Genomic DNA, 20,184 nt, shown 5'->3' with positions numbered 1-20,184 from the left:
ACATTTTAGCTTTTCAATTGAAATTTAAAACAATGAACTGGATAAAACGTTTTTTTGATTTTTATCTGGATGCCAGTATCCATGTGGCACTTTCTGTTCTTGCTCTTTTTCATATTTCACATTTTTTTTTGGAAATTCCATTGAACAACCATCTTGCCCTTTTTGTTTTTTTTGGCACCATCGCTTGTTATAATTTTATAAAATATGGAGTAGAGGCAGAGAAGTATATTTTGGTGGCAAACAGATACCATAAAAATATTCAATTTGTAAGTTTTATAGCTTTGGGTATTGCTTTGTACCATGCTTATTTTTTACCTGTCCATATTTGGAAGGCTCTTGCTGTAATGGTTTTGTTAACTGGTTTTTATGCTTTACCAGTTTTTCCTAAATCAAAAAATTTGAGAAGCTTAGGTGTTCTTAAGATATTTTTAGTGGCATTGGTATGGGCTGGAACCACAGTTGTTTTACCAATAGTCGCAGCCCAGAAAAACATAAATTGGGATGTATGGATAGAAGCCTCCCAGCGTTTTCTTTTAGTATTGATATTGCTTTTACCCTTTGAAATTAGAGATTTACAGTATGATTCGCCCGACTTAAAAACGTTACCACAGCGTTATGGTGTTGCTAGAACAAAAATAATAGGGGCCTTTACTGTGGTTCTTTTTTTCTTTTTGACTTTTTTGATTGATGAGCTTTCGCTTTTGGAAACTATTTCGAAAGGAATTTTGTTTTTGGGATTGGGTGTATTGATGTTTATTACCAATAGAAGTCAAAAAAAATATTTCTCATCTTTTTGGGTAGAGGCAATTCCTATTTTTTGGTGGGTATTAATTTTTGGGTTAGGGATGTGGATTTAAAGCTTAGGCTTTATTTTCTCTTTCATGTCCACTTTATCTGCTTCCGTAAGGCTATGGAGTTCAGCTTTATTGCAAAGTGAAGTAAGGTGCGAATTTTTTTTACTGAATTTAGAACATGTTTTGCAAATAAGCATGTGAAGCTTAAGATTTAACTTCTCAATAAAGGTAGCTTCCTTGTATTGTGTCTTGTTGCATATTGTTGCTGCTTCTTCGCAAGAAATCATAATTAAAACCAATTTTCATTGAGGCAACCCATAAGAGCTGTTCTAGCTCTATGTATCATTACCCAAAGGTTAGACGGATTTATTCCAAGCTCTTTACAAATATCTTCTGTACTTACTCCCTGGATTGTTTTCATGGTAAAGACCAATGACTGTTTTTTTGGTAGTTTGGCGATACAATCCTGTATGGCCAGTCCCAATTCTTCATTCTCAATAAAATCATTCTCCAAAGTACTAAACGGGTCCGCAACTTGTTCCTCTAGCCAATCCCCATCGGAATCAGTATTGGAACCATAATTAATACGAACTTCGGCCTTCCCTTTTTTTGAATTTATTTTTCTGTAATGGTCAATTACCTTTCTTTTTAAGATAGCAATGAGCCATGTGCGTTCTGTGGCATCTCCTTTGTAGTTCTTGGCCGATTTTAAACCTGCAAAAAAAGTCTCTTGTACTAAATCCTTGGCGACCTCAGAGTCGCTTACGCGAGCTACTGCATAGTTAAAAAGGTAGTCTGCATAAGCATCCACCCATTTGTTAGGATGTAATTGATTTGTTGTCATTTTTTCTTCGATATCAAAAGTAAAGGAATTTTTTATCATTAAATATTATTAGCTTTGGTAAAAACAAGTATTTATGAAGCGTTTTCTATTTCTTTTTGTATTGATTTTTAGTCAAATAGGTTGTTCACAAAAAAAGGAAATTCCTATCACAGAACTATCACAAGCTGATATTGAAAATGGCATTTTAGTGGATGTACGTACTCCAGAAGAATATAATGCCGGACATTTGGACAATGCCCTGAATATTAATTGGTTTGATGAAGATTTTGCCAAGCAGTTTGAAACAATCGATAAGGGTAAAACAATTTATCTTTATTGCAAGGTAGGGGGAAGAAGTGGTAAGGCTTCTGAGCTACTGGAATCCAAGGGTTATAAAGTGGTAAACCTTTTGGGAGGCTATGATGCTTGGAAAGAAAAATAATCTCAGAGCAAACTTTTCATGCAAATTATTTAAATGCTGAAAGTTGAACTTTTGGTTATTTTTTAATCATCCAAATATTTCGCCTGATAACTACTGTTTATTTCATAAATAACTGTTGCCCAACTAGAAAAAGTCATGGTTGAAAAAATGATTCTTTTTCGAAGCGGCTGAAACCCTTGCGGCAAAAACTTTATGCACATTGTAGTAACTATTATTCCAAAAACAATTGTTATAAATAACAATAAATAGTTAGTTGCCTTTCCTTTTACGTATTTTTCTATTATAAGAATCAATGAACCAATTACTGCAGGAATCCAAGGAGTAATTCTTGCGATCTCAAACTGTAAATAATGACCAATAAAGCTAATTAGACTACATCCAATTAATATAAAGGAGTGATATTTAAACATAGTATAATAGAGAGGGGGAAATACATTTCCCCCTCTTTTTTAGGTTAAACAAAAGGGTTTTCATCTGCTGATGGTCCATAAATTGAAGGAATAAGTACATTTAAAGCCCTTAAATATGTTGCCAAAGCTCCCCGGTGATGATACCAATGATTCAACATTAAAAAGCGTAACAGGGTAGGTCTTGGCCAGTTGATAATTTCTTTTTCGCCAAGTTTGCAAATCCATTTTTTGGAATCCCAATCTGCATCTACATCTTGAAGAATAGAAATAGCACTCTTGTAACTTTGATCAAAGCTTTGAAGGATTTCATCTTTGTTTTCAGATAAAGGGTGTTTAATTAGAACTTCAGCGGTTGTAGAACCATTATTGGCAAATGTTGCTATTCGTCCTGGAATTGTTGCTACATGAAGGGCCAATTGGCCTAAAGTCATTGCTTTGGGATGGGGTTTCCAAGTTAATTTATCCTCGGGAAGGCGTTCTAAAAGTTTTTGGGTAGATGTTCTTTCAAATTCTAGTTCCGAAATTAAATTTTTTGAACTCATTTTTATATTGTTTTAAGATTACAATACAAATTAAGTTCAGATAAGGGTTCCAAAACGGTATCAAAAGATACAGAGATGAAAATTATTTTATTTCGATCATTCCACGGTGTAAATAAACCATTCCATTAATTTCAAACTGTTTAAGTATTCTTGAAATTACAACCCTGGTAGTACCCAATTCATTGGCAAGTTGTTGATGGGATATTTTTATTTTATTGGTTTTAGTTTTTGTCGCCCTAAGTTTAAGATACTCTATAACCCTTTTATCTATGTGGTCAAAAGCTACGCTTTCAAATGAGTATAGCAATTCATCGTATCTATTTCTAAAGGTTTTGATTACAAAGTTGTTCCATGAGGAAAATTCTTTCTGCCATTTAGCAATGAACCTGGTTGGGATGAGCAAAACCTCGGTTTTCACCAATGCTATTGCTTGTGACGGACTCTCATTGTTAAAAAAGCAAGCAGAAAGAGACATCATACAAGTTTGTCTTGGCTCAACATAATACAATAATATTTCCCTGTCTTCTTTTGTTTGGAAAACCCTAATGATACCTGTAATGACTATAGGAACAACTTTTACATATTGGCCTTCTCTTACTATTACATCACCTTTTTCAAAAGTTTGTAGCGTACAGTTTTTAATGATTATTTCCTGAAGCTGAGATTCAGAAAAAAGATTTATTTGTTTTAATAATTCTTTTGTAACGGTCATTTTTAAATATTAAATGATAATCATACAAAGAATATAATTATGTTGTTAAATTAGCCCAGCCCTTTCCAATAAAGGCTCTATTTTTGGCTCAGCTCCTCTAAAGCGCTTGTAGAGTTCCATAGGATCTTCGGTGCCGCCTTTAGAAAGAATATTGTCCTTAAACTTGGTTGCCACTTCTTTGTTGAAAACACCCTTTTCCTTAAAATATGCAAAAGCATCTGCATCTAAAACCTCTGCCCATTTATAACTATAATACCCAGATGAATATCCTCCTTGAAAGATATGTGCAAAAGCGGTACTCATACATGTTTCTGCTGTTTTTGGGTATAAGTTTGTATTTTTAAAGGCTTCAGTTTCATGAACTTTTACGTCTTTAATATTTGAGGGGTCTGCTCCATGCCATGACATATCCAATAATCCAAAGCTCAATTGTCGTAAGGTTGCCATACCTTCTTGAAAGGTGGCAGAATCTTTTATTTTCTGTACCAACTCCATTGGGATAACTTCGCCAGTATCATAATGCGTAGCAAAAAGCTCTAGAGCTTCTTTTTCATAGCACCAGTTTTCTAGTACTTGACTTGGTAGTTCTACAAAATCCCAATATACAGAGGTGCCAGACAAACTTGGGTAGACAGTGTTTGCCAACATGCCATGCAACCCATGGCCAAATTCATGAAATAGGGTAGTAACCTCGTTAAAAGTTAAAAGAGATGGTTTACTTTCTGTAGGCTTGGTAAAATTGCATACGTTAGATATATGTGGACGTACGTTGATTCCATTTTCAACATATTGTGTCTTAAAGGAAGTCATCCATGCCCCGCCTCGTTTTCCTGCTCTAGGATGGAAATCCGCATAGAAAAGTGAAATAAAATCACCTTCTTCATCATATACCTTATATGTTTTTACTTCATCATGGTATTTATCTATATCAAAAACTTCTTTGAAAGTAAGTCCGTATAATTTCTCAGCCACTTTAAAAACCCCACCAATTACATTTTCTAATTTAAAGTATGGTTTTAATTGTTCATCATCTAGGCTAAATAGTTTTTGCTTTAGTTTTTCAGAATAATAACTACCGTCCCATTTCTGTAGTTGGTCTATATTGTCTAATTCTTTGGCAAAACCTTCAAGCTGTTTAAATTCTCTTTCTGCGGCTGGCTTTGCTTTTTCCAATAACTCATTTAAAAACTCCAATACTTTCTCTGGAGTTTTTGCCATGCGCTCTTCTAGAACAAAGTGAGCGTGCGTTTTGTATCCTAAAAGGTTGGCCCTTTCATGCCTTAAGTTGGCAATTTTTAATACATTTTCTTGGTTGTCCAGTTCATCACCTTTAAAACCTTTACTGCCAAATGCCATGGACAGTTCTTTGCGAAGTTCACGGTTTGAGGCATATTTCATAAACGGAATATAACTAGGATAATCCAAGGTAATGAGCCAACCATCCAAATCTTTGGACTTTGCAAGTTGCACCGCTGCTTCTTTGGCTCCGTCTGGTAATCCATCTAAATCCTCTTCATTGGTCAAGTGCATTTGGTATTTATTGGTTTCTGCCAATAAATTTTCTCCAAAGGTGAGTTTTAGTTTTGCAGATTCAGCATCAATTTCCCGAAGGCGTTTCTTTTTGTCTTCCGGTAAGTTGGCACCATTGCGACTAAAACTTTTGTATTTTTTATCTAGTAAAGTTTGTTGTTCAATGTTAAGGCTTAACGAATCCTTACTATCATAAACAGATTTTATTTTTTTGAACAGTTCTTCGTTCAGAGTGATATCATTCCCGAATTCTGATAGAAGCGGAGAAATTTCTTGGGCTATTTTCTGAATTTCTTCATTGGTCTCAGCAGAATTCAAGTTAAAAAACATGCTTGATATTCTATCCAATTGCTGTCCAACAAAATCTAAGGCAACAACTGTGTTCTCAAAAGTGGGAGCAGCTGTATTAGCTGTTATGGCATCAATTTCTGCTCTAGCATCTTTTATGGCTTGTAAAAAAGCGGGCTTAAAATACTCATTTTTAAGTATAGAAAATGGTGCGGCATCAAATGGAGAAAGAAGTGGATTCATATTTTTAATGAAAAGATGTTTGTATTGATGATTTTGTCTAAGGTCTTGACTCCGCTTGACCAGACAGTTAGATATTGAAATTTCTAGTTTTTGCGAATTTCTTCAGCTCCTTTAATTACTTTTTCTTTAAGCCCTTCTTTATAGAGAACAATTTTGTCTAGAACACATTTATCTGAGCTACCAATAATTTGTGCTGCAAGGATTCCTGCATTTTTAGCTCCGTTTAAGGCAACAGTTGCTACAGGTACACCACCTGGCATTTGTAGAATAGAAAGAATAGAATCCCAACCGTCTATAGAATTACTACTTTTTACAGGAACTCCAATAACTGGTAAAGGCGACATAGAGGCAACCATACCTGGTAAATGAGCAGCCCCACCAGCCCCAGCAATAATTACTAAGTAGCCGTTAGTATGGGCATTTTTACTAAAGTCAAATAACTTTTCTGGTGTTCTGTGTGCAGAAACAATATCTACATCTACCTCAATATCAAAACCTTTTAAAATATCTATTGCTTCTTGCATTACTGGGAGGTCGCTAGTGCTTCCCATAACTACTGCTACTTTGCTCATAGTTTTATTTACTTATTACTTTAATCGTTTCTTTTACTTGTTGCGCAATCTTTCTTGCAATGACAAGGTCTTTATTCACAATGGTAACGTGTCCCATTTTTCTAAAAGGGCGTGTTTGCTTTTTGCCGTAAATATGTGGTGTTACACCATCTAATTTTAAAATGGCTTCAATATTCTTATAAACAACATCACCTGTATGGCCTTCTGCTCCTACCAAATTTACCATAATTCCTGCAACTTTGCTTTCAGTGTTTCCAAGAGGAAGTCCTAAAATGGCACGTATATGTTGCTCAAATTGGTTGGTATAACTAGATTCTATAGTATGGTGCCCACTATTATGTGGTCTTGGAGCAACCTCATTAACTAGAATTTGATTATCTGTAGTCTGAAACATTTCAACAGCCAAAAGGCCAACATGTTGTAGTTCATTAGAAACCTGTAATGCTATTTCAGTTGCCTTTTTTGCAACGGCAGCATCAATACGGGCTGGGCAGATAACATATTCTACTTGGTTGGCTTCAGGGTGAAACTCCATTTCCACCACAGGATATGTAACTACTTCGCCAGTTACACTTCTTGCAACAATAACAGCTAATTCGTTTTTAAAAGGAATCATTTCCTCAGCTATGCACTCTGCATTGGGTAAATTTTCCAAGTCTTTTAATGCGCGTACTACTTTTACGCCCTGACCATCATACCCAAACTGGGCAACTTTCCAAACAAAAGGAAATTGTAAACCACCATTGGCAATACTATCTTTTATTTCGGATGTGTATGCAAAACGGGTGTATGGTGCAGTTGGAATATTATGGTCTGTATAAAACAGTTTTTGGGTTGCTTTGTTTTGTATAGTTCTTAATGCCTTTGTTGGCGGGTATAATTTAACACCCTCATGCTCCAATTTTTCTAAGGCATCTATATTTACATTTTCTATCTCAATAGTAAGTACATCTACATTTTTTCCAAAGTTGTAAACTGCATCAAAATCTAATAAATCACCTTGAAAAAATTCATTACAGGCAATCTTACATGGAGCTTCATCAGAGGGGTCTAAAACCAAGGTGTAAATATCTAATTTCCTGGTTTCGTACAATAACATTTTTCCCAATTGCCCTCCACCAAGAATTCCCAGTTTAAAATCAGAAGAAAAATAGTTCATGTAAAGCATATTTCAAGGGTATAAAACCTTGTTTTCAAGACAAAAATACAGCTAAATATGAAAACCAATGCCTTAAATTTAAAAACAGCGTTCAAAATGCTATCTTTGCCAACCTATTAATTTTTTGAGACTTGATAAAGCTTCACGATACATATTTTAAACCATTTCTTAGTGAGGAGGAAATACTATTGGCAGTTAAAAATGTTGCCGATAAAATTGCTGCTGATTATAAAGATAAAACTCCCGTTTTTGTGGGTGTTCTCAATGGTGCTTTTATGTTCGTTTCAGATTTTTTAAAAGCCTATCAACATCCTTGCGAAGTTTCGTTTGTAAAATTGAGCTCATATCGTGGATTAACCTCTACAGGTATTGTTGAAACTTTGTTGGATGTTCCAGAAAATATAGATGGAAAAAGTGTAATTATTTTGGAAGATATAATTGATACTGGCCGCACTTTGCAAGAATTGGTACACCTGTTTTCCAAAACCAAAGTAAAAGAATTTAAAATAGCTTCCTTATTTCATAAGCCTGATATTTATAATGGCGAATATACCATAGACTATGTAGGATTGGAAATCCCGAATAAGTTTATAGTAGGTTATGGTCTAGATTATAAAGAATTGGGTAGAAACTTAAGAGAAGTATACCAAGTAAACCACCATCATATGATTAACCTTGTCCTTTTTGGAAAACCTGGTGCGGGTAAAGGTACCCAAGCCACATTTTTAAAAGAAAAATATAATTTAAAACATATTTCCACGGGCGATGTATTTCGTTACAATATTAAGAATGGTACAGAGTTGGGAACTTTGGCAAAGTCATATATTGATAAAGGAGAATTGGTTCCTGATGAGGTGACCATACAAATGTTACAAGACGAAGTGGAAAAAAATCCAGATGCTAGCGGATTTATATTTGATGGTTTTCCAAGAACTACTGCACAAGCGGAAGCTTTAGATGCATTTTTAGAGTCTAAGGATATGAAAATAAATGCTACAATTGCTTTGGAAGCCAATGATGAGGTATTAATACAACGTCTTTTGGAAAGAGGGAAAGTAAGTGGTAGATCAGATGATCAAGATGAAAAGAAAATACGTTATCGTTTTGATGAATACAATGACAAAACGGCCCCATTAAAAGATTTTTATGAGGATATGGGTAAGTTTCACAGTGTAAATGGTATAGGTACTATTGAAGAAATTACTGAACGATTAAACAAAGTAATTGAGGAGTTGGATTGATTTTCTTTTTTGTTAAATGAAATAATATGTAATCAAAATGATGTTTATAAAAAGAAATTTCAGCTTTTTTGAAAAGTACTCTATTATAATTTTTTTGTCATTTCTTGTGAGTACTATGTTTATAGAAAAGAATTTTGTGTTTTATATAATATTCTTAATTACGGTGGTCATAGGGTTCATAATCTTTATTTTGTTAATCTCAGAAATTAAAAATGAACCAATAAGGAAATTAATTTTCGCTACTATTTCTATTATTCCAAGCTTGTATTTAATAAGAGGAATGATACTTATTTTTTAAATTTTTAACCTATTTAAAATGACCGAAGGCAATTTTGTAGATTATGTAAAAGTGCATGTGACTTCGGGTAATGGAGGTAAAGGATCTGTGCACTTGCATAGGGAAAAGTTTATTACCAAAGGTGGCCCAGACGGTGGAGATGGAGGTCGTGGAGGTCATGTAATTCTTAGAGGTAATGCAAACCTCTGGACACTTCTCAGTTTTAAGTTCAAACGCCATTTTAAAGCTGGTCACGGCGAACATGGTAGCAAAAATAGGAGTAGCGGAGCAGATGGGCAAGATGTTTATATGGATGTTCCCTTGGGAACCGTTATAAAGGATGCTGAAACCAATGAGGTTTTATATGAAATAACTGAAATTGGACAGGAAGAGATTCTTCTTCCTGGAGGCATGGGTGGTCGTGGTAACTGGCACTTTAGAACATCTACCAACCAAACACCAAGATATGCACAGCCGGGTATTACTGGACAAGAAGCGGACTTTATACTAGAATTAAAGGTATTGGCCGATGTTGGCTTGGTAGGTTTTCCAAATGCTGGTAAATCTACGCTGTTGTCTGTAATGACATCTGCAAAACCAAAAATAGCGGACTATGAATTCACCACTCTAAAACCAAATTTAGGGATTGTTGAATATCGTGATTTCAAGAGCTTTGTAATGGCAGATATTCCTGGAATTATTGAAGGAGCTGCTGAAGGGAAGGGTCTTGGGCATTATTTCCTTAGGCATATTGAGCGTAATGCAATGCTTTTGTTCATGATTCCTGCGGATAGTAAAGATATTAGTAAAGAATATGAAATCCTTTTGGATGAACTTCGCAGGTATAATGCTGAACTTTTGGATAAAGAAAGATTGATAATTATTTCCAAATCTGATATGTTGGATGATGAATTGATGGATGAAATGAGAATTGAACTGGACAAAGACTTTAAAAATACTCCTTATATGTTTGTTTCCTCAGTTGCCCAACAAGGTCTTCAGGAGCTTAAAGATAGGCTTTGGGCGATGTTGAACGAATAACTACTGCTTTCCTTTAGCCATACCTCAAAATTTATTATTTTTATTTAAATTGATAAAAATGAATAGGTTAAGTGTTATTATGGGCATTTTGATTTTGACCTCATGTGGCACCGTACATGTCAATTATGATTATGACAAAGAAACCAATTTCACCAATTATACAACCTATAATTATTATCCTGAAATGGAAACAGGCTTGAGCGAGTTAGATGCCAAACGTTTGTTCAAGATTATTGACTCCACTATGGTGGGAAAAGGACTCTTACTTTCTGAGGAACCAGAATTTTATATCAATATAATTAGTAATTCCTATAGAAACCCAAGCGGGAATACTGTTGGGGTTGGTGTAGGGGGTACTGGTGGAAATGTTGGGGGAGGGGTATCCATTGGGTTGCCCATTGGGCGTTCTGGTATGGAACGTCAAATTCAATTCGATTTTATTGATGTTCAAAAAGATTTCCTTTTTTGGCAAGCTGTAAGCGAAAGTGCTTTTAGGGACAATGCATCACCCAATGATAGGGAGACTGTGTTAAGGCAAGTTGTGGAAAAAGTACTTTCTAAATATCCGCCTAAAAATAGACAATAAAAAAGAATGGCTACATAGCCATCCTTTTTACTTTAAAGGGTTACTTCCTTATGATAGTAAACTTTTATAACTGTCTTTGTATGCATAAAGCATAACAATATTTAGAACCAATAGAATGATTGACCCCAAAATAGTCCCCGGTTCCAATGTTGCATGGAACAACACTGCGTTGATAGAGACGCTCATTAAAATAAGCATCATCAAAGGGGCAAATTTGTTAAGTAAAAGAGTTAATCCAGCTAAAATTTCAACAATTCCAATAAGTGGAACCGTTTTGGTCGCCATAAGACCACCCATATAACCCATTGCTGCTTCACTCATAGAACTGTTGTCCATAGGGAGGAAATTGAAGAATTTATTCAGCCCGAACATCAATAGGAACAGCCCGAAAATAATTCGTAATACTAATAAAACTTTTGAATTCATAAGAATAGTTTGTTTTAAGGTTATTAAAAAATAGTCGTCAAGAAATGAGTTGACTTACATCCGTCTCATTTTTAGAGTATTACAATGTAATGAAATTTGTTTAATCTTTGAACTCTAAATTTGTCTGCACGGGCAAGTGGTCAGATATAAAAAAGCCGTCTTTTCTTTTATCGTTTATATGAAGATGAGACGTTACATTGATACCCTTGACAAAAATATAATCAATTCTGTCGTCCAATTCTTGGTCAGGATTAAAACCATTAAATGTCCCTACGGGGCCTTTGTGTCTCTCTTTTGAAATTATATAAGAATCATTTAATTGAGATGAAAGTGTTTGTATGGGAATACTTTCTGGGGTGCTATTAAAATCTCCCATTAAAATTACTGGAAGATTCTCTGTGTTAAGACCTTTTATTTTTTCTAAAATCAGTTTGGAGGACATTTCCCTGGACAAAGGGCCAATATGGTCATAATGGGCATTGAACACCCATATTTTGTTCCCTAGTTCTTTGTGTTCAAACAAGCCAAATGTGCATATTCTTTCCATGGAAGCATCCCAACCAATAGAAACCTTATTACTTTTTTCCGACAGCCAAAAAGTAGATTGTTCTATTAAGGTAAATTTGGTGGTATTATAAAAAATGGCACTGTATTCTCCCTTTTTTTTACCATCGTCCCTACCAATACCAATGTATTTATAATTTTGCAAAGAACTTTCAAGATATTCCACTTGATGGAGCAGCCCTTCTTGTATACCAAAAACTTGGGGTGAATAAGTATTGATTAAGCCCACGACCGATTCTTTTCGTTTTTCCCACCAATTCTCTCCATCCTTTGGATTGTCGTACCGTATGTTGTACGACATTACTGAAGTCGTTTGTCCAAATGAAAAAGTGGAAGCCAATATCAGTGATATTATGTAATATTTAAGATGCTGTTTCATACTTTTTAATTGGAAGAACTAAATTAATAAATCCTAAAAAGTAATTGGGAAGGACTTATATCGATAACCAAATATTAACATTAGAAATTATTTATAGGGATTTTAGCAGGCCTCCATCAATAGGAATATTGGTGCCAGTGATATAAGCCGCTTTTTCTGATGCCAAAAAGGTGACCAAAAAACCATATTCTTCAGGTTTTCCAATTCGTTTTACAGGTACTTGGGCTTCCATATTGGATTTGACTTCCTCAACGGGAATTCCTAATTGTTTGGCTTTGGTTTCGTTAAGGTCATGTATGCGCTCCGTATCAAAATAACCAGTAAGCACACTATTAACTGTAATTTGATGTTGTGCCACATCTGTGGCCAAGGATTTTGCCCAAGTAACCACAGCGGCCCTAATGGAATTGGACAATGCCAAATATGAGAGAGGTTCTTTTACAGACACAGAAGCGACATTGATAATACGCCCCCATTTGTTTTTTATCATTTGCTTTAAAGCAAGTTCTGTTGTAAAAACAACCGATTTAAAAAGAAGGTCAAACGCATTCTGATAGTCGTCCACTTTTTTTTCTAGTGCCCCACCAGCCGAAGGACCTTGAGTATTATTTACAAGAATATCAATGGTGTTATTTCTAAAATAATCAAAGATTACACTTTTGTAACTTTCATAATCTGTAAAGTCAACCAAAAGATATTGATGTTTTTGCTCATAGGAAGTAGGTAGTTCACTAATAATTTTCTTTAACTTGTCTTCACTGCGAGCCATTAGGGTAACGCTGGCTCCACTTTGAGCCAATTGTTGCGCAATTGCTTTTCCAATACCGCGGCTACTACCGCCAACCAATGCTTTTTTTCCTTTGAGTGATATATTCATTTTGTTCTTTTGTCATCTCGAGCGAAGTCGAGAGATTATTTATACTCTTCCCTAACCGGACTAAAAACATCCAGTAATTTACAGGCTGTCAAAGCCTTTCCGCTGTGTGTTGCATGGGGCGGAATTATAACCAAGTCACCAGCTTCATATACTTTTGTTTCTCCATCCAAAGTAAACTCAAACGTACCTTCCATAACATGCATTATTTGTTCGTGTATATGGGAATGTGATGGTACTTCGGCATCTTTTTCAACATCCCAAAATACTAAGCTCATATTTTGCCCATGCACCATTTTGGCCAGATAGCCGGGCATAATTTCTTTTGGTGTGATATTGTTTAGATTGATGTTCGTGCTGTTTTTTTTAATTAATTAAATATATTAAATATCCTTTGGTTATTACTTTGATTGGGAAAGGTTTTTCCAATCCCTATCTTTACCCTATAATTTTGACTAGATGAAAATCCATTTTGTTGCCATTGGCGGGAGTGCAATGCACAACCTTGCTTTGGCACTTCACCATAAAGGTTATGTTATTTCTGGCAGTGATGATGTTATCTACGAACCTTCTAAAACTAGACTGGCAAATAAAGGACTGCTACCCGAAGAATTTGGTTGGTTTCCGAAGAAATTGACCAAAGATATTGAAGCTGTCATTTTGGGAATGCATGCAAAACCTGATAATCCAGAACTTTTGAAAGCACAGGAATTAGGGTTGAAAATTTATTCCTATCCAGAATTCCTTTATGAGCAATCCAAAAATAAAACTAGGGTAGTTATTGGTGGTAGCCATGGAAAAACAACCATTACCTCCATGATTTTGCATGTGCTCAATTATCATAACATCAGGGTGGATTTTATGGTTGGGGCTCAGTTGGATGGTTTTGACCGTATGGTACATCTAACCGAGGAAAATGATTTTATTATTTTGGAAGGCGACGAGTATTTATCATCACCCATAGATAGACGGCCAAAATTTCATCTATACAAACCCAATATTGCTTTATTGAGCGGTATTGCTTGGGACCATATTAACGTATTCCCCACTTTTGATAATTATGTGGAGCAATTCCGGATTTTTGTGGATAGTATTGTAAAAGGGGGGAGCATTACCTATAATGAAGAAGATGTAGAAGTTAAAAGGGTAGTGGAAGCATCGGAGAATTCAATCCGAAAATTAGCTTACAGTACACCAGAATATTCAGTTGAAAATGGGCAAACCCTATTGGAAACTCCTGAAGGCGCCATGCCTATTGAGGTTTTTGGAAAACACAATTTAAGCAATTTGGCAGGTGCCAAATGGATTTGCCAGAATATAGGGGTAGATGAGCTAGATTTTTATGAGGCCATAGGAACTTTTAAAGGAGCATCAAAAAGACTTGAAAAAATTGCAGAAGGAAGAACAAGTGTTGCATACAAGGATTTTGCACATTCCCCCAGTAAAGTGGCCGCCACTACAAAGGCGGTAAAGGAACAATACCCTAAGAGAAAATTGATTGCTTGTTTGGAACTACATACCTATAGCAGTCTTAATGCAGATTTTTTGAAGGAATATAAGGGGGCTTTGGACGATGCGGATGAGGCCATTGTTTTTTATTCCCCTCATGCGGTCAAAATAAAACAATTAGATGAAGTGTCAGAAAATCAAATTGCAAGTGCCTTTGGCAGAACCGATTTGAAGATTTACACAAACCCCGATAGTTTTAAGGCTGATTTATTTGAACAAAATTTTTCAAATGCTGCCTTGCTTCTTATGAGTTCTGGCAATTATGGCGGACTGGATTTTGATGAGGTGAAAAATCTAATGGATAATTGATAAGATGAACATTTGTCAGTTATTTTAAAAAGGAATGTTATTTGAGGTGAGTATGTTATGTTTTTAAAAAACGCAGTACAATTTTTTAAGCAAAAAGCATCAATCCTTATGATTGCCTTTATGTTGGGTATATCCAATGTTATTTTAGAAGAAACCCGCATGGTACATGATACCAAACCAAAAATTGAACATCAAGATATTCAGTCAGAAGAAACAGAATAACTACTTAAACCCCAAACTGCTTTAAGTGATGGTCTAGATGTTTGTATTGTAATTGCCCCCATTGTTCATGGGTAAAATGACCAAAACCAGTATGCGGATTCCATTTTTTTCTGGTACGAACACCATAAGCATCATCCACCAAAGTTTTTAACTTGGTATATTCAGAGGTAAAATCTTTTTCCTCTGTGGCCTTTAACCATGGTGCTGTGGGCATTCCTTTTCTCCATGGTTTATCGTTATAGAGCATTTTTTTAAAAAGGAGACGAACAATGGGATTCCCTTTTATGCCCCTATCTTTGTTTTCAATCATATTTTCCAATGGCCATTGGCAGTGCCATGCCATTTGTCCCACACTCATTTTTCCCCAAACTCGTTCCGAATTTTCATTGAGCTTTTCCAAACGTTCTTTTAGTTCTTTATGGGTAGATTCATCAAAAATGGATTTCATGGTATATACTTAAATGTTGAACATTGAATTTACAATATTTTTTTGTTTGTTATCTTTAGCAAATGCAAGAAAATTCTACTTCGTTTTCCATTAAAAATTGGGCAGATGATGATAAACCTAGGGAAAAACTGGTCAATAAAGGAAAGTCAGCTTTGTCCGATGCGGAACTTATTGCCATTCTCATTAGTTCTGGGAGTAGAGATGAAAGTGCAGTAGAATTGTCTAAACGCATATTGGCTTCTGTGAACAACAACTTAAATGAATTGGGAAAGCTCTCCATTAGCCAATTAATGCAATTTAAGGGTATTGGAGAAGCCAAGGCAATCACTATTGCGGCTGCCTTAGAAATGGGAAGAAGGAGAAGGGGTGAAGATGTAGCCAAGATTACTAAAATTACGTGCAGTAAAGATTGTTTTGAACTTTTGCAACCCATAATAGGTGAATTGGAACATGAAGAGTTTTGGATAGTTTACCTTAATAATTCCAATAAAGTAATTCATTTTTCACAACTTAGTAAAGGTGGAATAACAGGAACATTGGTAGATGTGCGTTTGGTATTAAAAAAGGCATTGGAATTGGGAGCGGTTGGCCTAATTTTGGCGCACAACCACCCATCTGGGACATTAAAGCCCAGTGCGGCGGATAAAGAGATTACCAATAAATTAAAGTTAGCCTCGCAAGCTTTGGATATCAAGGTTTTAGACCATTTAATAATTACACAAAAAAACTATTTTAGTTTTGCAGACGAACATATTTTGTAATGGAAGAAGGCGAGAACAAACATATATTACTTATTTATTCCCATAAGATAACCCCTCGTTTCATTTATATAATGAAGCATGTTTTTACAAGAATTTTGGGTATTGATATTGCCTACACGACCAAAGTTGAAGATTTTATTAGGCACTCTGGACCTAAAATCACCTATACCAAACAACCACTACAAAATGAATTTTTTGTTAGAAGCAATGACCTTTTATTTGAACAAGGAATAAATGACCTGCAAATTAAAGTTTCACATTGGGACGACATACCTTGTTTCTTTGATGCAGGAGAACGTAGTAATATTCCTTTTGATATTTTTTCTGCCAGCTTTTATCTGTTGAGCAGGTATGAGGAATATTTGCCACATGTAAAGGATGCTCATGGCAGGTTTCAGGCCAAAGACAGTTTGGCTTATCAAAACGGTTTTTTAGAAAAACCAGTAGTTGATATATGGGCCTTTAAGTTGTTAGAAAGCCTAAAAGAAAGGTTTCCAGAAGTAGTTTATAAAAAGAGAGCATATAAATTTACATCAATAATAGATGTAACTACTTCTCATTGTTATTCTCATCGTGGGGTTTTTAGGAGTCTTTCGGGGCTGTTCTATGATTTAGGTTCTTTTAAATTTAGAAGATTTGGGCAGCGTATCTTGGTATGGTTAAAAATTAGGAAAGACCCTTATGACAACTTTAATGAACTCATAGAGATACATAAAAAGTACAATTTTAGGAGCATGTTCTTTTTTCAGTTTGCAGAATATTCTACTTATGACAAGAACATATCAACAAACAATAATAAATTCAGGTACTTAATAAAGTCCATTGCTGATTATAGTATTGTTTCTCTTAGTGCTTCATACAGTTCCTTTAATGATATAAAATTGCTAAAACAAGAGAAGAAAAGACTGGCAAATGTTATAAACAGGTCTATAACCTATTCTAGAATGCGGTACAATCGTATTCAGGTTCCAGAGACATATCGAAACCTTTTGGAGGCAGAATTTACTGATGATTATACTATGGGTTATTCTCATGATGTTGGTTTTAGAGCAAGCACCTGTAGTTCTTTTTATTTTTACGATATTCCTTTAGAAGTACAACAACCTATTAAAATTCACCCCTTTGCTGTACATGATTATGCCCTTGCCACATTAAAAACTAAGAACGAAATATTTGAAAAATTAGGTTTCTTGTACAATCAGATAAAAAAAGTAAATGGGAATTATATTTTGGTTTTTTCTAACGAACTGCTGGGTCAGGAGCATAAAGTAAATAGAATGAAACTATATAATTCTGTTATTAAGAAGTATCATGTTTAAAGATATTGTAACTGATGTTTTTTTTGATTTAGATCACACCTTGTGGGATTTTGAAAAAAACTCTGCCCTTACCTTTGAGAAGATATTGTTAGAAAATGGTTTTGATATTGATTTAAGCTCTTTTCTAAATGTCTATGTACCAACAAACCTCTCCTATTGGAAGTTATATAGAGAGGAAAAGGTTACTAAAGAGGAGTTACGCTATCAAAGGCTTAAAATCACGTTTGACTCACTTAATTATTCAATTTCGGATACTGATATCAATTTATTGGCCGATGAATATATAAATCATTTATCATCATTTAACCACGTTTTTGATGGCACTTTTGAAATATTGGATTATTTAAAACCAAAATATTCCCTTCATATTATTACTAACGGGTTTCAAGAGATTCAAGAAAAGAAAATGATGAATTCCAATATCCATTCTTATTTTGGTAAAATTATTAATTCTGAAATGGCTGGTGTAAAAAAGCCAAACCCCATTATTTTTAATTTGGCGCTTAAAACCGCAGGTGTAGATGCTGCAACTTCCTTAATGATAGGAGATAATCTAGAAGCTGATATTATTGGTGCTAAAGCTGTGGGCTTCCACACATTACATTTTAATACCCATAAAGAACCTAAGCACGACCATTGTGAAATGATTCATGAATTAAGGGAAATAAAATCTTTTTTGTAGAGTTATATATAGGCGAGTAAAGTAGGGTTTGTGCTGCTTTAAGATGTTATTATTTACTATGAATAAGAAAACATTCTTTATTTTTTTTGGATTGATTTTGTTTGGGTTAGCTACTTCTTGTGTTGAAGAGCAAAACTTTGAGCAGTTTGATGATTTAAGTATTACTCCAACCATTGAATCCAGTATTATTTATATTGAATCACCAGAAAGACTTATAAATCTTGTTTCTGGTATAAGTTTCTATTCAGCAGCGTTTAGTTTTGATGCTTTCAGTCAGGCATATTTTGCAGATAGAGTGTTAGATGGATCTATTACGTATGAGATAGAAAACACTACTAGTAAGGAAATGGAAATTTTATTTGAGTTTCTGGACGATGCCGGCAGTAGTCTGGATAGTGAACAGTTTTTTGTAGCTGCCGAAACTACTGCTATTTTACAAAGGGAAGTTTTTTACGGTGGGTCTGGACGTAGTTTGGATATAATTGCCAATACTGCAAACCTAAGGGTAAGTGTTAGAAACTTAGGAAATAATACATCAGTTTCTTCTCTTCCAAGCCCTAAAATTGTTTTAAGATCTAGTGCTAAATTCAGGGTAAGATTAAAATGAGAATAGCAAAAATATTTTTTACTATTCTTTTTTTGTGCAACCTTTTGAATGCCCAAAATAAGCAATTGCTGTATGACTTCATTGAAGTGCCACAGGCTTTAATGATAAATCCTGGAATGCAAACGGGCTATAACTGGCACGTTGGCATTCCCGCTCTTTCTGGAATTTCGTTTCAGGTTGGTACTAGTGGTTTAACGGTTAATGATTTGTTTGCCAATGACGGGTTAGATTTTACAGAGAAGTTCACGGAGAGGGTTTTATATGGATTAAGCCAAAGAGATGATGCTAGTTCTACTAATCAAATGGAACTCTTCAATGGGGGCTTTAGGATGGCAACCGACCCAAACTATTACTATTCTTTCGGAATGTATATTGAATCCGATTTTATTAATTATTGGCCAAAGGACTTAGCTATTTTGGGGTTCGAGGGAAATGCCGACCAGTTAAATAGAGAGTTTGACTTGGGGCATTTAAAAACAAGAGGAGAATTATTAAGTGTCTTCCACTTTGGGATAAATAAAAAGGTGAACAAAGACTTAACGGTTGGGGCAAGGGCTAAATTATATTCAAGTATTTTCAATTTTAATTCAAGTAGAAATACTGGATATTTTGAAACTACAGAAGGAGTTAATAATATTTATGCTAACACCCTGGATGTTGATATGGAGTTAAGGTCTTCTGGAATACAAGAAATTTTAGATGATGATTCTCTAGATGTACCAAGGACATTGGTTAAAAGAGCACTTTTAGGAGGAAATTTAGGTCTGGGTGTAGATGTAGGCTTTACCTATAATTTAACGGATAAGACGTTAGTAACAGCTAGCTTATTGGATGTTGGATTTATTTACCATGGCAAAGATGTAAAAAACTATACTTTAAGTGGACGAACAACTGTTGAGGGAATTGAAATTATTCTTCCGCAGGCTTTAGCCAACCCAAATGCGGATTTTTGGCAAGAATTGGTGGATGAAATAGAGGAAATGGTACCTTTTGATACAAATGATAACGGCTACATTACTTTTAGACCTACCAAATTAAATGCGTCTATAAGACATAACTTTGGAGAACCTGCATTGTCCAAGGAAGATTGTAATTGTGGACCAGATGCCTATATGAACAATTCACAAATTCAATATGTGAATAGTGTTGGAGGACAGTTATATGTAATTAATAGACCTAGAGGACCACAAGCTGCATTAACTGCTTTTTATCAAAGAAGGTTTGGAAATTTTTTAGCGCTAAAAACCACGTATACCATTGACAAGTTTTCGTTTTCCAATATTGGGCTGGGCTTAAGTAGCCAGGTAGGTCCAGTTAATTTCTATGTTATGGCAGATAATCTTCTGTCGTATAGAAATATAGCAGACTCCCATTATGCTTCTTTTCAATTAGGATTAAATATCATATCTTGGGAAAAGAAATGA

At 34.9% G+C, this 20,184-nt stretch carries 24 protein-coding genes; 12 read left to right on the top strand and 12 right to left on the bottom strand.

What is annotated here, in order from left to right:
- Positions 1–32 precede the first annotated feature (32 nt).
- Complete coding sequence (locus AC000W_RS12765; protein ID WP_474748827.1) at positions 33–857, top strand: UbiA prenyltransferase family protein; 825 nt, start codon at positions 33–35, stop codon at positions 855–857.
- A 226-nt stretch (positions 858–1,083) separates the two neighbouring features.
- On the opposite strand, the gene AC000W_RS12760 is transcribed toward AC000W_RS12765, so the two are convergent.
- The gene (locus AC000W_RS12760; RefSeq protein ID WP_474748891.1) at positions 1,084–1,638 is read right to left on the bottom strand and encodes a sigma-70 family RNA polymerase sigma factor; all 555 of its coding nucleotides are present in this window, start codon (positions 1,636–1,638) and stop codon (positions 1,084–1,086) included.
- Between the two features lie 73 nt (positions 1,639–1,711).
- On the opposite strand from AC000W_RS12760, the gene AC000W_RS12755 reads away from it, so the two are divergent.
- Positions 1,712–2,059: a rhodanese-like domain-containing protein gene (locus AC000W_RS12755; RefSeq protein WP_474748825.1), complete on the top strand. Its 348-nt coding sequence runs from the start codon at positions 1,712–1,714 to the stop codon at positions 2,057–2,059.
- A 62-nt stretch (positions 2,060–2,121) separates the two neighbouring features.
- Here the strand turns inward: AC000W_RS12755 and AC000W_RS12750 are convergent, their stop codons facing one another.
- The 6 genes from AC000W_RS12750 to AC000W_RS12725 all read right to left on the bottom strand — a co-directional run bounded on the left by AC000W_RS12750 (position 2,122) and on the right by AC000W_RS12725 (position 7,515).
- Positions 2,122–2,469: a hypothetical protein gene (locus AC000W_RS12750; RefSeq protein WP_474748824.1), complete on the bottom strand. Its 348-nt coding sequence runs from the start codon at positions 2,467–2,469 to the stop codon at positions 2,122–2,124.
- Positions 2,470–2,513: 44 nt separating this feature from the next.
- Positions 2,514–3,011 carry a DinB family protein gene (locus AC000W_RS12745; protein ID WP_474748823.1) on the bottom strand — a complete coding sequence of 166 codons (498 nt, stop codon included), beginning with the start codon at positions 3,009–3,011 and terminating at the stop codon, positions 2,514–2,516.
- A gap of 82 nt (positions 3,012–3,093) precedes the next feature.
- Positions 3,094–3,723, bottom strand: a complete 630-nt coding sequence (locus tag AC000W_RS12740) for a Crp/Fnr family transcriptional regulator (RefSeq protein WP_474748821.1) — start codon at positions 3,721–3,723, stop codon at positions 3,094–3,096.
- Between the two features lie 45 nt (positions 3,724–3,768).
- Positions 3,769–5,784, bottom strand: coding sequence for a M3 family metallopeptidase (locus tag AC000W_RS12735; protein ID WP_474748820.1), 2,016 nt, complete (start codon positions 5,782–5,784; stop codon positions 3,769–3,771).
- Positions 5,785–5,867: 83 nt separating this feature from the next.
- Positions 5,868–6,356: a 5-(carboxyamino)imidazole ribonucleotide mutase gene (gene purE, locus AC000W_RS12730; RefSeq protein WP_474748818.1), complete on the bottom strand. Its 489-nt coding sequence runs from the start codon at positions 6,354–6,356 to the stop codon at positions 5,868–5,870.
- Positions 6,357–6,360: 4 nt separating this feature from the next.
- On the bottom strand, positions 6,361–7,515 hold the full coding sequence (locus AC000W_RS12725) for a 5-(carboxyamino)imidazole ribonucleotide synthase (RefSeq protein WP_474748816.1): 1,155 nt from the start codon (positions 7,513–7,515) through the stop codon (positions 6,361–6,363).
- Positions 7,516–7,646: 131 nt separating this feature from the next.
- On the opposite strand from AC000W_RS12725, the gene AC000W_RS12720 reads away from it, so the two are divergent.
- The 3 genes from AC000W_RS12720 (at position 7,647) to AC000W_RS12710 (ending at position 10,660) form a co-directional block, all read left to right on the top strand.
- On the top strand, positions 7,647–8,756 hold the full coding sequence (locus AC000W_RS12720; RefSeq protein ID WP_474748815.1) for an adenylate kinase: 1,110 nt from the start codon (positions 7,647–7,649) through the stop codon (positions 8,754–8,756).
- A 316-nt stretch (positions 8,757–9,072) separates the two neighbouring features.
- Positions 9,073–10,074, top strand: a complete 1,002-nt coding sequence (gene obgE, locus AC000W_RS12715) for a GTPase ObgE (protein ID WP_474748813.1) — start codon at positions 9,073–9,075, stop codon at positions 10,072–10,074.
- Positions 10,075–10,132: 58 nt separating this feature from the next.
- Entirely contained in the window at positions 10,133–10,660 is a 528-nt protein-coding gene (locus AC000W_RS12710) for a DUF4136 domain-containing protein (RefSeq protein ID WP_474748812.1), read from the top strand.
- A 48-nt stretch (positions 10,661–10,708) separates the two neighbouring features.
- On the opposite strand, the gene AC000W_RS12705 is transcribed toward AC000W_RS12710, so the two are convergent.
- The 4 genes from AC000W_RS12705 to AC000W_RS12690 all read right to left on the bottom strand — a co-directional run bounded on the left by AC000W_RS12705 (position 10,709) and on the right by AC000W_RS12690 (position 13,181).
- The gene (locus AC000W_RS12705; RefSeq protein ID WP_474748810.1) at positions 10,709–11,086 is read right to left on the bottom strand and encodes a DoxX family membrane protein; all 378 of its coding nucleotides are present in this window, start codon (positions 11,084–11,086) and stop codon (positions 10,709–10,711) included.
- 100 nt (positions 11,087–11,186) lie between these two features.
- The gene (locus tag AC000W_RS12700; protein WP_474748809.1) at positions 11,187–12,029 is read right to left on the bottom strand and encodes an endonuclease/exonuclease/phosphatase family protein; all 843 of its coding nucleotides are present in this window, start codon (positions 12,027–12,029) and stop codon (positions 11,187–11,189) included.
- Between the two features lie 91 nt (positions 12,030–12,120).
- Positions 12,121–12,906 carry an SDR family oxidoreductase gene (locus tag AC000W_RS12695; RefSeq protein ID WP_474748808.1) on the bottom strand — a complete coding sequence of 262 codons (786 nt, stop codon included), beginning with the start codon at positions 12,904–12,906 and terminating at the stop codon, positions 12,121–12,123.
- Between the two features lie 35 nt (positions 12,907–12,941).
- On the bottom strand, positions 12,942–13,181 hold the full coding sequence (locus AC000W_RS12690; protein WP_474748806.1) for a cupin domain-containing protein: 240 nt from the start codon (positions 13,179–13,181) through the stop codon (positions 12,942–12,944).
- Positions 13,182–13,362: 181 nt separating this feature from the next.
- Between AC000W_RS12690 and AC000W_RS12685 the strand changes: the two genes are divergently transcribed.
- Both AC000W_RS12685 and AC000W_RS12680 read left to right on the top strand, forming a co-directional pair.
- On the top strand, positions 13,363–14,721 hold the full coding sequence (locus tag AC000W_RS12685) for a UDP-N-acetylmuramate--L-alanine ligase (RefSeq protein ID WP_474748805.1): 1,359 nt from the start codon (positions 13,363–13,365) through the stop codon (positions 14,719–14,721).
- A gap of 57 nt (positions 14,722–14,778) precedes the next feature.
- Positions 14,779–14,943, top strand: coding sequence for a hypothetical protein (locus AC000W_RS12680; RefSeq protein WP_474748804.1), 165 nt, complete (start codon positions 14,779–14,781; stop codon positions 14,941–14,943).
- A gap of 4 nt (positions 14,944–14,947) precedes the next feature.
- On the opposite strand, the gene AC000W_RS12675 is transcribed toward AC000W_RS12680, so the two are convergent.
- The gene (locus AC000W_RS12675; protein WP_474748803.1) at positions 14,948–15,391 is read right to left on the bottom strand and encodes a DUF1569 domain-containing protein; all 444 of its coding nucleotides are present in this window, start codon (positions 15,389–15,391) and stop codon (positions 14,948–14,950) included.
- Positions 15,392–15,453: 62 nt separating this feature from the next.
- On the opposite strand from AC000W_RS12675, the gene radC reads away from it, so the two are divergent.
- From radC to AC000W_RS12650, 5 genes are read left to right on the top strand one after another with little or no spacing between them, the layout of a single operon-like run.
- Complete coding sequence (gene radC / locus AC000W_RS12670) at positions 15,454–16,152, top strand: RadC family protein (RefSeq protein ID WP_474748801.1); 699 nt, start codon at positions 15,454–15,456, stop codon at positions 16,150–16,152.
- Between the two features lie 23 nt (positions 16,153–16,175).
- Complete coding sequence (locus tag AC000W_RS12665; RefSeq protein ID WP_474748889.1) at positions 16,176–17,471, top strand: polysaccharide deacetylase family protein; 1,296 nt, start codon at positions 16,176–16,178, stop codon at positions 17,469–17,471.
- The gene (locus AC000W_RS12660; RefSeq protein ID WP_474748800.1) at positions 17,464–18,153 is read left to right on the top strand and encodes a YjjG family noncanonical pyrimidine nucleotidase; all 690 of its coding nucleotides are present in this window, start codon (positions 17,464–17,466) and stop codon (positions 18,151–18,153) included. Before AC000W_RS12665 ends, AC000W_RS12660 begins: the two co-directional genes overlap by 8 nt.
- 58 nt (positions 18,154–18,211) lie before the next feature.
- A complete protein-coding gene (locus AC000W_RS12655) occupies positions 18,212–18,760 on the top strand; it encodes a hypothetical protein (RefSeq protein WP_474748798.1) in 549 nt (182 codons plus the stop codon).
- Positions 18,757–20,184: a DUF5723 family protein gene (locus AC000W_RS12650; RefSeq protein WP_474748797.1), complete on the top strand. Its 1,428-nt coding sequence runs from the start codon at positions 18,757–18,759 to the stop codon at positions 20,182–20,184. The genes AC000W_RS12655 and AC000W_RS12650 overlap by 4 nt, the downstream gene beginning before the upstream one ends.

The sequence above is a fragment of the Saonia sp. genome, assembly GCF_056326165.1.
The sequence above is the reverse complement of the archived record's forward strand: the minus strand, read 5'-3'. Positions and strand labels throughout refer to the sequence as shown.

Bases quoted from the DNA above. Each gene is read 5' to 3' on its own strand.
- AC000W_RS12675 (WP_474748803.1), bottom strand. From the start codon at position 15,391: ATGAAATCCATTTTTGATGAATCTACCCATAAAGAACTAAAAGAACGT.
- AC000W_RS12690 (WP_474748806.1), bottom strand. From the start codon at position 13,181: ATGAGCTTAGTATTTTGGGATGTTGAAAAAGATGCCGAAGTACCATCA.
- AC000W_RS12700 (WP_474748809.1), bottom strand. From the start codon at position 12,029: ATGAAACAGCATCTTAAATATTACATAATATCACTGATATTGGCTTCC.
- AC000W_RS12735 (WP_474748820.1), bottom strand. From the start codon at position 5,784: ATGAATCCACTTCTTTCTCCATTTGATGCCGCACCATTTTCTATACTT.
- AC000W_RS12650 (WP_474748797.1), top strand. From the start codon at position 18,757: ATGAGAATAGCAAAAATATTTTTTACTATTCTTTTTTTGTGCAACCTT.
- AC000W_RS12685 (WP_474748805.1), top strand. From the start codon at position 13,363: ATGAAAATCCATTTTGTTGCCATTGGCGGGAGTGCAATGCACAACCTT.
- AC000W_RS12680 (WP_474748804.1), top strand. From the start codon at position 14,779: ATGTTTTTAAAAAACGCAGTACAATTTTTTAAGCAAAAAGCATCAATC.
- AC000W_RS12695 (WP_474748808.1), bottom strand. From the start codon at position 12,906: ATGAATATATCACTCAAAGGAAAAAAAGCATTGGTTGGCGGTAGTAGC.
- AC000W_RS12705 (WP_474748810.1), bottom strand. From the start codon at position 11,086: ATGAATTCAAAAGTTTTATTAGTATTACGAATTATTTTCGGGCTGTTC.
- AC000W_RS12760 (WP_474748891.1), bottom strand. From the start codon at position 1,638: ATGACAACAAATCAATTACATCCTAACAAATGGGTGGATGCTTATGCA.
- AC000W_RS12655 (WP_474748798.1), top strand. From the start codon at position 18,212: ATGAATAAGAAAACATTCTTTATTTTTTTTGGATTGATTTTGTTTGGG.
- AC000W_RS12725 (WP_474748816.1), bottom strand. From the start codon at position 7,515: ATGAACTATTTTTCTTCTGATTTTAAACTGGGAATTCTTGGTGGAGGG.
- AC000W_RS12750 (WP_474748824.1), bottom strand. From the start codon at position 2,469: ATGTTTAAATATCACTCCTTTATATTAATTGGATGTAGTCTAATTAGC.
- obgE (WP_474748813.1), top strand. From the start codon at position 9,073: ATGACCGAAGGCAATTTTGTAGATTATGTAAAAGTGCATGTGACTTCG.
- AC000W_RS12745 (WP_474748823.1), bottom strand. From the start codon at position 3,011: ATGAGTTCAAAAAATTTAATTTCGGAACTAGAATTTGAAAGAACATCT.
- AC000W_RS12765 (WP_474748827.1), top strand. From the start codon at position 33: ATGAACTGGATAAAACGTTTTTTTGATTTTTATCTGGATGCCAGTATC.
- AC000W_RS12710 (WP_474748812.1), top strand. From the start codon at position 10,133: ATGAATAGGTTAAGTGTTATTATGGGCATTTTGATTTTGACCTCATGT.
- AC000W_RS12660 (WP_474748800.1), top strand. From the start codon at position 17,464: ATGTTTAAAGATATTGTAACTGATGTTTTTTTTGATTTAGATCACACC.
- AC000W_RS12740 (WP_474748821.1), bottom strand. From the start codon at position 3,723: ATGACCGTTACAAAAGAATTATTAAAACAAATAAATCTTTTTTCTGAA.
- radC (WP_474748801.1), top strand. From the start codon at position 15,454: ATGCAAGAAAATTCTACTTCGTTTTCCATTAAAAATTGGGCAGATGAT.
- AC000W_RS12755 (WP_474748825.1), top strand. From the start codon at position 1,712: ATGAAGCGTTTTCTATTTCTTTTTGTATTGATTTTTAGTCAAATAGGT.
- purE (WP_474748818.1), bottom strand. From the start codon at position 6,356: ATGAGCAAAGTAGCAGTAGTTATGGGAAGCACTAGCGACCTCCCAGTA.